The sequence below is a fragment of the Mycobacterium sp. GA-2829 genome, assembly GCF_001499965.1.
In the GTDB taxonomy this organism is placed as follows: domain Bacteria; phylum Actinomycetota; class Actinomycetes; order Mycobacteriales; family Mycobacteriaceae; genus Mycobacterium.
Genome location: NZ_LQIT01000067.1, coordinates 185,991 through 198,559 on the forward strand (window position 1 = coordinate 185,991; position 12,569 = coordinate 198,559).

12 protein-coding genes are annotated in these 12,569 nt (G+C 68.9%); 9 read left to right on the forward strand and 3 right to left on the reverse strand.

Going from position 1 to position 12,569, the window contains the following annotated elements:
- The first annotated feature begins 92 nt into the window (after positions 1-92).
- The 3 genes from AU194_RS28465 (at position 93) to AU194_RS28475 (ending at position 6,299) form a co-directional block, all read left to right on the forward strand.
- Positions 93-1,874 (forward strand): MFS transporter, encoded by a 1,782-nt coding sequence (locus tag AU194_RS28465; protein ID WP_059092596.1) that lies wholly within the window; start codon positions 93-95, stop codon positions 1,872-1,874.
- Positions 1,875-2,031: 157 nt separating this feature from the next.
- Positions 2,032-3,447 carry an outer membrane porin GjpA gene (gene gjpA / locus AU194_RS28470; protein ID WP_157576571.1) on the forward strand — a complete coding sequence of 472 codons (1,416 nt, stop codon included), beginning with the start codon at positions 2,032-2,034 and terminating at the stop codon, positions 3,445-3,447.
- A 107-nt stretch (positions 3,448-3,554) separates the two neighbouring features.
- Positions 3,555-6,299 carry an AAA family ATPase gene (locus AU194_RS28475; protein ID WP_059092598.1) on the forward strand — a complete coding sequence of 915 codons (2,745 nt, stop codon included), beginning with the start codon at positions 3,555-3,557 and terminating at the stop codon, positions 6,297-6,299.
- On the opposite strand, the gene AU194_RS28480 is transcribed toward AU194_RS28475, so the two are convergent.
- From AU194_RS28480 to AU194_RS28490, 3 genes are read right to left on the reverse strand one after another with little or no spacing between them, the layout of a single operon-like run.
- The gene (locus tag AU194_RS28480) at positions 6,283-7,092 is read right to left on the reverse strand and encodes an exodeoxyribonuclease III (RefSeq protein WP_059092599.1); all 810 of its coding nucleotides are present in this window, start codon (positions 7,090-7,092) and stop codon (positions 6,283-6,285) included. The genes AU194_RS28475 and AU194_RS28480 overlap by 17 nt on opposite strands.
- 3 nt (positions 7,093-7,095) lie before the next feature.
- A complete protein-coding gene (locus AU194_RS28485; RefSeq protein ID WP_059092600.1) occupies positions 7,096-7,989 on the reverse strand; it encodes a GNAT family N-acetyltransferase in 894 nt (297 codons plus the stop codon).
- Positions 7,990-7,996: 7 nt separating this feature from the next.
- On the reverse strand, positions 7,997-8,590 hold the full coding sequence (locus AU194_RS28490) for a peptide deformylase (RefSeq protein ID WP_059092601.1): 594 nt from the start codon (positions 8,588-8,590) through the stop codon (positions 7,997-7,999).
- Positions 8,591-8,728: 138 nt separating this feature from the next.
- Between AU194_RS28490 and AU194_RS28495 the strand changes: the two genes are divergently transcribed.
- From AU194_RS28495 to AU194_RS28520, 6 genes are all read left to right on the forward strand, one after another.
- A complete protein-coding gene (locus AU194_RS28495) occupies positions 8,729-9,037 on the forward strand; it encodes a DUF3263 domain-containing protein (protein WP_011557996.1) in 309 nt (102 codons plus the stop codon).
- Positions 9,038-9,065: 28 nt separating this feature from the next.
- Positions 9,066-9,524, forward strand: a complete 459-nt coding sequence (locus AU194_RS28500) for a LytR C-terminal domain-containing protein (RefSeq protein ID WP_059092602.1) — start codon at positions 9,066-9,068, stop codon at positions 9,522-9,524.
- Between the two features lie 10 nt (positions 9,525-9,534).
- Complete coding sequence (locus tag AU194_RS28505) at positions 9,535-10,254, forward strand: superoxide dismutase family protein (protein ID WP_059092603.1); 720 nt, start codon at positions 9,535-9,537, stop codon at positions 10,252-10,254.
- Positions 10,232-11,362 (forward strand): glutamate--cysteine ligase, encoded by a 1,131-nt coding sequence (locus AU194_RS28510; RefSeq protein WP_059092620.1) that lies wholly within the window; start codon positions 10,232-10,234, stop codon positions 11,360-11,362. Before AU194_RS28505 ends, AU194_RS28510 begins: the two co-directional genes overlap by 23 nt.
- 9 nt (positions 11,363-11,371) lie before the next feature.
- The gene (locus AU194_RS28515; RefSeq protein WP_231743604.1) at positions 11,372-11,779 is read left to right on the forward strand and encodes a hypothetical protein; all 408 of its coding nucleotides are present in this window, start codon (positions 11,372-11,374) and stop codon (positions 11,777-11,779) included.
- Positions 11,780-11,860: 81 nt separating this feature from the next.
- Positions 11,861-12,490, forward strand: a complete 630-nt coding sequence (locus AU194_RS28520; RefSeq protein ID WP_231743605.1) for an LON peptidase substrate-binding domain-containing protein — start codon at positions 11,861-11,863, stop codon at positions 12,488-12,490.
- Positions 12,491-12,569: the final 79 nt, after the last annotated feature.

A 12,569-nucleotide genomic window follows, 5' to 3' on the forward strand; every position in this document is an offset into this window, starting at 1 on the left:
CGTTTAGTCGCGATGTTTTATATAGCTAACATATGTGTATTACCGATTGCGCAGCGTCGCGCCGCGCTCGCTCCGATACGAAATGAATCCCGATGACGACTGAACTCGGACCGACTGCGGCACCGGTCGTGGCCGACCAGCAGGTCGCGGTGACAGAGACTTCCCGCCGCCGCATCCAGATGGATCACGACCACCCGTTCTACAAGTGGGTCGTGCTGTCCAACACCACGCTCGGCACCCTGCTGGCCACGATCAACGCCTCCATCGTGCTGATCTCGCTGCCCGCGATCTTCCGGGGCATCGGGCTCAACCCGCTGGCGCCGGGCAACGTGAGTTATCTGCTTTGGATGCTCATGGGCTATCTCGTGGTGACCGCGGTGCTGGTGGTCCCGTTCGGCCGGCTCGGCGACATGCTCGGCCGCGTCCGCATCTACAACCTCGGCTTCGCGGTGTTCACCGTGGCCGCCGTCGCGCTGTCCTTCGATCCGTTCCACCTCGGCGGCGGCGCCGTCTCGCTGATCGCCTGGCGGGTGCTGCAGGGTGTCGGCGGGGCCATGCTGATGGCCTCTTCGTCGGCGATCCTCACCGACGCCTTCCCCGCCAATCAGCGCGGGATGGCGCTGGGCGTCAACATGGTGGCCGCCGTCGCGGGGTCGTTCCTCGGTCTGGTGATCGGCGGATTCCTGTCGGAGTGGAACTGGAAGGCGATCTTCTGGGTCGGTGTGCCGATCGGCATCCTCGGCACCGTCTGGAGCTACCGTTCGCTGCGCGAGCTCGGCGTGCGCACCCCGGGCCGGATCGACTGGGCGGGCACGCTGACGTTCGGAATCGGGCTGACGGTGCTGCTCATCGGCATCACCTACGGCATCCAGCCCTACGGCGCCTCCACCACCGGGTGGACAAGCCCATATGTACTGGGCGCCATCGGGTCCGGGGTGCTGCTGCTGGTGGCGTTCTGCGTCATCGAACTGCGTGTCGCCCAGCCGATGGTGAACATCCGCCTGTTCCGGTCGGCGTCGTTCGGGATGGGCAACCTCGCGCGTTTGATGTCGTCGGTCGGCCGCGGCGGGCTGCAGTTCATGTTGATCATCTGGCTGCAGGGCATCTGGCTACCACTGCACGGCTTCAGCTTCGAGTCCACGCCGCTGTGGGCGGGCATCTACATGCTGCCGATGACCGCTGGGTTCCTCATCGCCGGACCGCTCGCCGGATCGCTGTCCGACCGGTTCGGGGCCCGGCCGTTCACCGTCGGCGGCATGCTGCTGATGGCCGCGACGTTCGTCGCTCTCGTGTTGATCCCGGTGAATTTCGACTACTGGGTGTTCGCGCTGCTGGTTTTCCTCAACGGCCTCGGCGGCGGCATCTTCACCGCGCCCAACACCGCGGCGATCATGTCCAGCGTCCCGGCCGCCGAACGCGGCGCCGCCTCCGGGGTCCGGGCGACGTTCTTCAACGCCGGCTCGTCGCTGTCGATCGGCATCTTCTTCTCGCTGATGATCGTCGGGCTGGCCAACTCTCTGCCCGGTGCGATGAGCAGCGGTCTGCAGGCCCAGGGCGTCGCGGCCCCGATCGCCGATGACGTGGCCAACCTGCCGCCGGTCGGCAGCCTGTTCGCGGCGTTCCTCGGTTACAACCCGATCGCCGAACTGTTAGAGCCCTATCACGCCCTGCAGCAGCCCGGCGTCAACGTCGAGGTGCTCACCGGGAAGACGTTCTTTCCGGAGCTGATCACCGGACCATTCCACAGCGGGCTGGTGGTGGTGTTCGTCGCAGCCGCGGTGATGATGTTGATCGGCGCGGCGGCCTCGTTGTTCAACGCGGGACGCTATGCCGACACGCCTGGCGCCGCGGAACAGGTCAGCCGCTCAGCCTGATTGGTCGAACGACGAACACGTCGTTTTCCCACTATGTGGGACATTTTACAAATGTGCATTTTTTGTTCGTTGAAACTGCACCGACCTACTTAGCGGTAATTTACTCTCCGGTAGGTTCCGCGGGATCGCCCGATCCCGCCCCTACGAAGGAGTGTCCATGCAGGTTGCAGCGCGTCCTCGGCGGTCTACTCTCGGCGTCAGCCTGGCCGCAGCCGGCGTCGTCGCCATCAGTCCGCTGACGGTTTCCACACCCGTCGTGTCCCCGCCGGCGATCGCGTCGGCCGCGGTGAGCCTGGCTGCCGAGTACAACCCGTTGGAGCCGTGGATCGACGCGTTCCGGACGGCATCGGCGGGCGCCGAGCAGATCGGCGACGTCTTCATGGAGGCCCCGGCGGTACTGCTGCAGCAGATCCTGGCCAATCAGGCGGGCTACCTCGAGGAGCTGCTGCGGGATCCGGGCAGCATCGGTGCCGTATTCGACCAGATTGTCTCCAACATCGACGCCGCGTTCCTCGCCACCACCCTGGTCGGGTTCGACCACAACACCGACGGCATGCTCGCCGCGCAATCGCTCGACGGGTGGCACGAGATCCTGCGCCAGTCGATCCCGAAACTCCTGCCCGCAGGCACTCCCGCCCAGACGACCGACCTGGTCACCGAGGTGCTCAACGTCCTGTCCTCACCGCTCAGCGGCGTTGCGATGGGTTTCGCCGGACCATTCATCAGCCCGGCCGTGGCGTTGGTGAACAGCCTGCACAGCGTGGTCACGTCGCTGGTCGCGGGCGACTTCACGGCTGCGGTGCAGCACGTCATCGACATCCCCGCCAATATCGTCGACGGGGCACTCAACGGCGCGAACCTGAACCTGGACGGCCTGGTGCCGCTGCTCAACCGGTCAGGACTGCTGTCGCCCGGCACCACCCTGCACAACCTGAACATCCAGTTCGGCGGACTGTTCAGTCCGGGCGTCACCGGACTGGCCGACGAAGGTATCGGCGGGTCGATCTTCAACGCCGTGGGCTTGACCACCACCACAGACATGATGGGGTTCCCGCTGACGCTGCCGGTCGACGGTAGGGCGATCGGCCCGCTGTCGGCCCTGGTCTCCCTCAGCCAGATCGTCGCCAAGGCCATCGGCTGGGGCGGTACCGGCAACCCGCTGGCCACGTCGTCCGAACCGCAGAGGTCGGCGCCCGCAGGCGAACCCGAGACCGGGCTGCTGACCTCCTCCACCTCCGAGGACGACGATGTGACGGATGAGGTCGGCGGTGACGAGGACTCGGTCGTCACGCAGACGGTGTCCTCGAAGAAGACCGACGCCGACGCCTCATCCGAGGACGTGACTGACGACGTGACTGACGACGTGACCGACACGGCCGACGAAGACCTCCCCGGCGTGGAGGACGTGGAGGCCGACGACACCGTCGCCGATGAGACCGAGTCGGACGCGGCCGACGACACCGACGGCGCGGAATCGGACACCGCCGACGAGTCCGCCGAGGAGTCCACCAAGGAGTCGCCCAAGGACGACAGTGGCGCCGACGGCGGCGCCACGGGCGACTCGACGGAGTAGCGCCGAGCAGGCGGTGGGTCCCCGCGGTGCGGGGCCCACCGTCTTCACATCCAGCAACGATGGCCGTCTGGCCCGCAGCATCGCTGATCTGCTGCCAAGATGGCGGAGTGCCCCTCCAGCTCATCAGCCGCGATGCGGAGCTGAGCGCCGTCGACGCCCTGCTGGCCGCGGTGCCCGACGGCACCGCTGTGCTGATGCTCGAGGGTGACGCGGGGATCGGCAAGAGCACCGTGTGGCGCGCCGGGGTGGCCCGCGCCCGCGCCCGCGGTTTCCAGGTCTTGACGGCCCATCCTGTGGCGAGCGAATCGGCGGCGGCGTATTCGTCGCTGGCCGAACTGCTCGTCGACGTCGACCCCGTCGAGCTGGATCGGCTACCCACGCTGCAGCGGCTGGCCATCGACCGGGTGCTGTCCAGCGGTGAGGACGGCGACCCCGGCACCGATCAGCGCGCGGTGGGCGCCGCGCTGCGATCCGTGCTCGAGCATCTCGCAGAGTACGGTCCCGTCCTCGTCGCGGTCGACGACCTGCACCTGCTCGACGGGACCTCGGCGGTGGTGCTGGCGGCGGTGGCGCGACGGGTCAGCGGCCCGATCGGCTTCCTGGCCACTGTGCGCTCCGGCGACGGTGACCGCCCCCAGCTGGAACCGTCGCGTCCGGACCGGCTGTACCGGGCGCAGGTGCACCCGATGAGCGTCGGGGCGTTGCACGCCATGATCAACCACGAACTGGGACGTTCGCTGACCCGGCCGAGAATGGCCTGGGTGCACGAGGTTTCGGCAGGCAACCCGTTCTACGCGCTGGAACTGGCGCGCGCGCTGGACCGCGACACCGGTGGCGCCGCGACACTGCCCACCACGCTCGCCGAATTGGTGCGCACCCGCATCGCCGGACTGTCGGACCAGACCCGTGAAGCGCTGCTGACCGTGGCGTGTCTGGCCGACCCCACCATCGACGCGGTCGCCCGGGCGAACGGGAACGGCGTCGACTGGGCGGTCGCCGCACTGGAGGAGGCCGAACGGCACGGCATCGTCGAGATCGACGGGTACCGGGTGAACTTCTCGCATCCGCTGCTGGCGCGCGGGGTGTACGCCGAAGCGTCCGTGGAGGATCGCCGCTCCATGCACCGCAGGCTGGCCGACGTCGTCGACAGCCTCGAGTCCAGGGCGCGGCACCGCGCGATGGCCGGCGACGGCGCACCCGACGAGCAGACGGTCAAGGCGCTCGACGAGGCCGCCGACCTGGCCCGCATGCGCGGGGCTCCCGCGGCGGCGGCCGAACTACTCGACATGGCCCGCGCCTGCGGCGGTGACACCCCCGAACGCACCCTGCGCGCCGCGGTATGCCACTTCGAGGGCGGCTATCCGGCACGCACACGGGAACTATTGGAGCACAACATCTCTCGACTTGATCCCGGTGAGATGCGGGCCAGGGCACTACATCTGCTCGGCCTGGTGCGGTTGTGGGAGAACAGCTCCGCGGAAGCCGTGACGCTGCTCGAGCGAGCCGTCGCGGAGCCGGGGGTGAGCCCCGACCGGCGGGTGCAGATGCTCGTGGTGCTCGCGTTCATCGTGTTCAACGCCGGACGCGTCGAGCGTGCCATGGAGTGCGTCGAAGAGGCGGTGGCGCAGGCCGATTCGCTCGGCCGGCCCGATCTGCGGAGCCAGGCGCGGCCGATGCGGGCGGTGCTGCGGTTCCTGCTCGGCCACGGCCTCGACGAGTCTGAACTCGCCGGGGCATCCGATTTCGACGAACCCGAGGACATGCCGCTGGCGACGCGGCCCAGGACGTTGCACGCGCTGCTGATGCTGTGGACCGATCGCCTCGACGAGGCAGCCGACCGGCTCGGCGGAATCGCCCAGCGTTGCAGCGAACGCGGCGACGAGAGCGAATGGTCCTTCCTCGACTTCCAGTTCGGCCAGGTCCACCTGTGGCGGGGCGACTTTGCCGCCGCCGAGCGGGTGGCCGAGGACAGCGTGGAGCGGGCGTTGCGGTCCCACGGCGATCTGCCCCTGTTCATCGCGCTGATCGTGCGGGTCATGGTCAGCGCGCACCTGGGACGGGAGGACCAGACCCGGCGGTTCGCCGCGCAGGCGTTCGCGGTCGGGCAGCGATGTGAACTGAGTCGGCTCGGCGTGTGGTTGACCACCAGCCTCGGGTTCCTCGAGGTGTCGCTCGGCGACCACAAGACCGCCGCCGAGGTGTTGAGCCCATCGGTCGACCGGTGGTCGACGATGACGCCGTCGACCGAGATCGTCACCGCCGCTTTCCTTCCCGATGCGGTCGAGGCGTACATCGGGGTGGGGCGGCTCGACGAGGCACAACGGCTCGTCGACACCCTGGAGGGCAACGGCCGCCGCCTCGACCGGCCGTGGATGCTCGCGGTCGGTGCGCGCTGCCGCGCACTGCTGCTCGCCGCCAAGGGTGACCTCCCGGGGGCGGTCGCCGCCGGCGACCGCGCACTGGCCGAACACCGCAGGCTGTCGATGCCACTGGAACTGGCCCGCACCCAGCTCGTCGTCGGCCGGTTGCAGCACCGGCGGCGCCAGTACGACGCGGCCACCGCCATCGTCTCGGCGGCACTGGCCACGTTCGACCGTATCGGCGCTCAGCTGTGGGCACGGCAGGCGCGCGCCGAACTCGAGGCGCTGGCAGGGCGGCAGAATGCGGCCGGGCTGACGGAATCCGAACGCCGCTTCGCCGAGCCCGCCGCACAGGGAATGACCAACCGCGAGATCGCCGCCGCGCTGTTCGTCAGCGAGAAGACGGTGGAGGCGAATCTGTCGCGCGTCTACCGCAGGCTGGGGATCCGGTCCCGCGGTGAACTGGCCCGACTGCTCAACGCGGGTCGCTGAGCTCCACCAGTACGGGTGCGTGGTCGCTGGCGCCCTTGCCTTTTCGTTCCTCGCGGACGATCTCGGCGTGGGTGACCCGGTCGGCGAACGCCGGTGAGCCGAGGATGAAGTCGATGCGCATGCCGCGCCGCTTCTGGAACGCCAGACGCGTGTAGTCCCAGTAGGTGTAGACGCCGGGGCCGGGCGTGAAAGGTCGCACCACATCGGCGTACCCGGCGTCGACGATCGCGCTGAACGCCTCGCGTTCGGGCGGGGTCACGTGGGTGCTGTCCTGGTAGGCCTCCACACTCCACACGTCGTCGTCGGTCGGGGCGATGTTCCAGTCGCCGACCATCGCGATGGGCAGCGCCGGCTCCTCGGTCAACCATCGCTGTGACGTATCACGAAGGGCGGCAAGCCATTCGAGCTTATATGCGTAGTGCGGCGAGCCGACGAAGCGGCCGTTGGGGACGTAGAGGCTCCACACCCGCACTCCCGCACAGGTCGCGCCGAGCGCCCGCGCCTCCGCAGCGGCCTCCACGTCGGGTTTGTCACTCCAGGTCGGTTGACCGTCGAACCCGACCGCGACGTCGTCGATGCCCACCCGCGAGGCGATCGCCACCCCGTTCCACTGGCTGAACCCGCAGTGCACGACGTCGTAGCCGAGCGCGGCGAACGGCATGGTGGGGAACTGCTCGGCGTTGCACTTGGTCTCCTGCATCGCCAGTACGTCGACGTCGGCGCGTTCCAGCCAGTCGGTGACCCGGTCCACCCGGGCGCGTATGGAGTTGACGTTCCAGGTGGCCAGCCGCATGCGCTACAGCTTAGAAGCGTCGACGTAGCGCTCCCGGTGCTGTGCGGTGAACCCCATCGACTCGTAGAGCGCGATCGCGCCGTCGTTGTCGGAGAGCACCTGCACGTATGCGTGGCTCGCGCCGCTGCGCGCGCCCCAGGTCAGCAGGTCCGCGCACAGGGTGCGGGCGTGGCCTTGGCGGCGGCGGTCCTCGGCGACCCGCACGGCCGACAGGCCGACCCAGCGGGTGCCGTCGTGCGCTGTGGTGACCGCAGCCCGACCGACCGCGGCGTCCTCGATGCGGCCGAACGCCACCTGTCCGTCGACCACCGCGGTGAGCACCCCGAGGGGGACGTCGCGTTGATAGACGGTCAGCCACTGCTGATCGGGTTCGGACGCGATCGTGGTCTGCGGCGCGGCGTCGTCATCGGTGACCGCGCGCACCATCACGATGCTCTCCAGATGGGCGTCGGTGATGTCCAGCCGCACCAGACGGTCGGGCACCGCCAGCCACGGGGTGAGGCCGCGGCCGGCGTACCAGTCGCGGATCACCGGGATGGTCGCCGCACTCACGGTGATGTCCAGCGGCACAGCGGAGTTGCCGCGGTGGGTGTGGCCCTCGGAGGCGCGCAGCAGCCAGCCGTCGACCCATTCCCGGTGCAGACCGGGCCAGGCCATCGCGGCGGCGTACTCGACCGCGCGGATCTGCGAGGCCTTGACCGGGACGTCGGTGAGCACCCGGACGGTGACCACATCGGCGGGTGAGATCTCCACGGTGTCACCGGCTTTGGTGCGGACCCGGATCACCGGCTCACGGTCGACGACATGTCCGACGACGTCGTTGAGCGGCGGCACGGAACCGGCGGGCAGCCGGTAACGCAGGCTCACCCGGGTGCCGGGCCGGGGCAGATCGGTCACGGACGGATCAGTGCCCGAACGGGTCGGGATCCCGGCCCGGGGTCCAGCTCAGGCCGGGGACCCCCCAGCCGTTGTGTTTGACGGCGCGTTTGGCGGCGCGGGCGTGCCTGCCGACCAGCCGATCGAGGTAGAGGAAGCCGTCGAGGTGTCCGGTCTCGTGCTGCAGCATCCGCGCGAACAATCCGGTGCCCTCGATGGTGATCTCGTTGCCGTCGGCGTCCAGACCCGTCACCCGCGCCCAGTCGGCACGACCGGTCGGGAACTGCTCACCGGGCACCGACAGGCAACCCTCGTCGTCATCGTCGGGATCCGGCATGGTCTCGGGGACATCCGACGTCTCGAGGACGGGGTTGACCACCACGCCGCGGCGGCGGCCCGCGCGGCCACGGGAATCGGGGCAGTCGTAGACGAACACCCGCTTGGAGACGCCGATCTGGTTGGCGGCCAGGCCGACCCCGTTGGCGGCGTCCATGGTCTCGTAGAGATCGCGGATCAGATCGGCCAGATCGGCGGGCAGGGATCCGTCCTCGCCGACGGGGATCGGGGTGGTTTCGGTGCGCAGGACGGGATCTCCCACGATGCGAATCGGTACTACGGCCACATCGGAGAGCTTAGGGCGCGGCGGTTATGTGAGCCGACTCGCCCGCAGCGGTGCCGCCTCAACTCTCGCTGCCGTGATTGAATGAGCGCCGAACCACATCGGTGTCATTTTCGAGTGTCGGAGGGTCCGAGGAGCAATATGGACGGCGCCATGGCGCAGACTGAGCAATCCGGTGACGACTCTGATCTGCCTGCAGGACTGACCAGGCGCGAATTCGACATTTTGGCGTTCGAACGCCAGTGGTGGAAGTACGCGGGGAGTAAAGAGGACGCCATCAAGGAGCTGTTCTCGATGTCGGCGACCCGCTACTACCAGGTGCTCAACGCCCTCGTCGACCGTCCCGAGGCGCTCGCGGCGGATCCGATGCTGGTGAAACGCCTGCGCCGGTTGCGGGCCAGCAGGCAGAAGGCGCGCGCGGCGCGCCGCCTGGGCTTCGAGGTCACCTGAACCCACCCGCTGGATACAGTGGGGCGTGATGAACCAGCGAGAATCCTCCGGCCTGCCTCTGCGCGCCATCGTCATGGTGCTGCTCTTCCTCGGCATCGTGTTCCTTCTGGTGGGATTCCAGGCGCTGCGGTCGGACGACGATCCGGCCGAGACGACGGTGGCCACCACCACGACCGCGACACCGTCGCCGGAACCGTCCGCCGAGGCCGCCCCCGAGCGTCCCGACGTGCGGGTCTTCAACATCTCCGACGTCGCGGGTGCCGCCGAAGGGGTGGCGACGCGGCTGCGTGACGACGGCTGGAACGTCACCGAGACCGGCAATCTCGTGATGGAAGGCGTCCCGGCGACGACCGTGTACTTCGGTGAGACACCGGGTGAGCAGGAGGCCGCCGAGGCGGTGGGCCGGCTGCTCGAGGCGCCGGTCGAACCGCGGGTGCCGCCGATCACCGAACAACCACCGGGCGTCGTCGTGGCGGTCACCGGTTAGGCTCTTGACCATGCTCAAGCCCGGTCTCAAATCCGCAGCCGTCGCCGCCATGTTCGCCGTTCCCGCGCTCGCGCTGAGCGCCTGCAGTCCCAATGAGCCGGTGTCCAGCGAGCCCGGCACCACACCCTCGGTGTGGACCGGTTCGCCGTCACCCTCGGCGGCGCCCGAAGAAGGGCACGGAGGCGGCGGCGGTGCCCAGGGCGAGGGCGGGGAGAAGTTGACCGCTGAGCTCAAGAGCCCCGACGGCACCACCGTGGCGAACGCGGAATTCGACTTCAGCGGCGGCTACGCCACCGTGACCGTGCAGACGGTCGCGTCCGGTCAGCTCGCGCCCGGGTTCCACGGCATGCACGTCCATCAGGTCGGCAAGTGTGAGCCGAATTCGGTGGCGCCGGGCGGCGGTGCGCCGGGCAACTTCAACTCCGCGGGCGGACACTTCCAGGCCGAGGGCAACACCGGGCATCCGGCCAGCGGCGACCTCACCTCGCTGCAGGTGCGCGAGGACGGGTCGGCGATGGTGGTGACCACCACCGACGCGTTCACCGCCGAGGATCTGACCTCCGGTGAGGGCACCGCGATCATCATCCACGAGAAGGCCGACAACTTCGCGAACATCCCGCCGGAGAAGTACAACCAGGTCAACGGCGCTCCGGGACCGGATCAGGCGACCATGGCCACCGGTGACGCCGGTGGGCGGGTGGCGTGCGGTGTTATCGGTCCCGCCCAGTAGTCGCATCGACTTCGCCGGGTCGCCCCGGCCCACCCTCGGCGTGGAGTGGGAGTTCGCTCTCGTCGACGCCGACACCCGCGATCTGAGCAACGAGGCCGCCGGCGTCATCGCCGAGATCGGCGAGACCCCGCACGTACACAAGGAGTTGCTGCGCAACACCGTCGAGGTCGTCACCGGGATCTGCGAGAACACCGGTGAGGCGATGACGGATCTGCACGACACGCTGCAGACCGTGCGGCGGATTGTGCGCAGCCGCAACATGGAGTTGTTCTGCGCGGGGACGCACCCGTTCGCGGACTGGTCGACCCAGCAGCTGACCGATGCGCCGCGCTACGCGGAGTTGATCAAGCGGACCCAGTGGTGGGGCAGGCAGATGCTCATCTGGGGTGTGCACGTCCACGTCGGGATCTCCTCGGCGCACAAGGTGATGCCGATCATCTCGTCGCTGCTCAACCACTACCCGCACCTGCTGGCGCTGTCGGCGTCCTCGCCGTACTGGGACGGCTCCGACACCGGATACGCCAGCAACCGGGCGATGATGTTCCAGCAGCTGCCGACCGCGGGGCTGCCGTTCCAGTTCCAGTCGTGGCCGGAGTTCGAACGGTTCGTCCACGACCAGAAGAAGACCGGGATCATCGACCACATGAACGAGATCCGGTGGGACATCAGGCCGTCACCGCATCTGGGGACCGTGGAGATCCGGGTCTTCGACGGGGTGTCCAATCTCGCCGAACTCGGATCGCTGGTCGCGCTGACCCACTGTCTGGTGGTGGATCTCGACCGCAGGCTCGACGCGGGCGAGGAGCTGCCGGTGATGCCGCCGTGGCATGTGCAGGAGAACAAGTGGCGCGCAGCGCGTTACGGGCTCGACGCCGAGATCATCCTCGACGCGGACAGCAACGAGCGGCTGGTGACCGAGGACCTCGACGATCTGCTGACCCGGCTCGAACCGGTGGCCCGCTCACTGGACTGCGCCGACGAACTCGCCGGGGTCGCCGACATCTACCGCGACGGGGCCAGTTATCAGCGGCAGCGCCGGGTGGCCGAGGAGCACGACGGTGATCTGCGCTCGGTCGTGGACGCGCTGGTCGCCGAACTCGAGCTATAGGCTGGGTCGATGACGGTGCGGCGGTGGCTGGTGGTGGCCGGGACGGTCGCCGCTTTGACCGCCGGCTGCAGCGAGGTCACCAGGGGAACACCGGTGGCCGGCCCCGATGCGACCGCCAGGACCACCCCGCCCACGACGAGCCCGTCGCCGACGACCCGGGCGCGGGTGCCCGATCCGACGACGCGGGCGCCGCGACCGCCGGGGTCGCCGCCGGCAGCGCTGGCCGACACCACCTGCGGCGAGTACGTCGCCATGGACCCCGCGACGCAGCGGGAGGTGATCGAGGCGATCGGCGCGGAGAACTCGCTGGTGGCGATGAACCCGGAACTGTGGATCACGCTGGCCAGCGCGGTGTGCACGTTCGCCGCGCCCGCGACGCCCGTCAAGGATGCCGTCGTCGGAGGCGGATTCCGCTGAGATCGTGTGCGGCGGCGCACCTTCCACTACCCGTGACCGGTACGCATTGACCAGCCTTTTGGGCCGGGTCATATTGGGGTTGTGACTGTCACGCCGATGTTCCCGCTCGAGGTGGCGATGCTGCCCGGCGAGCAGCTGCCCCTCCGGATCTTCGAACCCCGTTACGTCGCGCTGGTGGGGGACTGTCTGGAGATGCCCGACCCGGCGTTCGGGGTGGTGCTGATCGAGGCGGGGCGGGAGGTCGGCGGGGGCGATCGGCGCAGCAGCGTCGGCGCGCTGGCCCGGGTCGTCGACCACGCCAACCTGGGGGTGGGCCGGTTCCGGCTCAATTGCGTCATGGGGGAACGGATTCGGATCACAGAGTGGCTGGACGACGCCCCGTATCCGCGGGCCGACGTCGAGGTGTGGCCCGATGAACCGGGGCCGCCGGTGGAACCGGCGGCGGTGTTCGACGTCGAGGACCGCATCGTCGCCCTGTATGAGCGGATCGCGGCGGCGCGAGGAACGGACTTCGGTGGGCGTTCGGCGGTGCTCGGGCCGGAGCAGTCGGACATCGCCAAGCGGTTGTACGGATTGGCTGCTCGGGTGCCGATGGGGCAGGCCGACAAATACGCCGTGCTGGCCGCGCCGTCGGTGTCGGCGCGATTGCACGCGCTGAGTGAGGCCGTCGACACGGTGACGGCGATGGTGGAGTTCCAGCTCTCCGAATGACCTGCCGCTAGAAGGGCGGGGGTCGGTTGCGTTCGGCGACGAAGTCGTCGTTGAGTTTGCGTTGTTCGTCGATGTAGCG

What these genes read in the sequence shown, in the direction of transcription:
- AU194_RS28515 (WP_231743604.1), top strand. Translation starts at nt 11,372, where the DNA reads ATGACGGTGCGGCGGTGGCTGGTGGTGGCCGGGACGGTCGCCGCTTTG.
- AU194_RS28505 (WP_059092603.1), top strand. Translation starts at nt 9,535, where the DNA reads ATGCTCAAGCCCGGTCTCAAATCCGCAGCCGTCGCCGCCATGTTCGCC.
- AU194_RS28495 (WP_011557996.1), top strand. Translation starts at nt 8,729, where the DNA reads ATGGACGGCGCCATGGCGCAGACTGAGCAATCCGGTGACGACTCTGAT.
- AU194_RS28480 (WP_059092599.1), bottom strand. Translation starts at nt 7,092, where the DNA reads ATGCGGCTGGCCACCTGGAACGTCAACTCCATACGCGCCCGGGTGGAC.
- AU194_RS28500 (WP_059092602.1), top strand. Translation starts at nt 9,066, where the DNA reads ATGAACCAGCGAGAATCCTCCGGCCTGCCTCTGCGCGCCATCGTCATG.
- gjpA (WP_157576571.1), top strand. Translation starts at nt 2,032, where the DNA reads ATGCAGGTTGCAGCGCGTCCTCGGCGGTCTACTCTCGGCGTCAGCCTG.
- AU194_RS28465 (WP_059092596.1), top strand. Translation starts at nt 93, where the DNA reads ATGACGACTGAACTCGGACCGACTGCGGCACCGGTCGTGGCCGACCAG.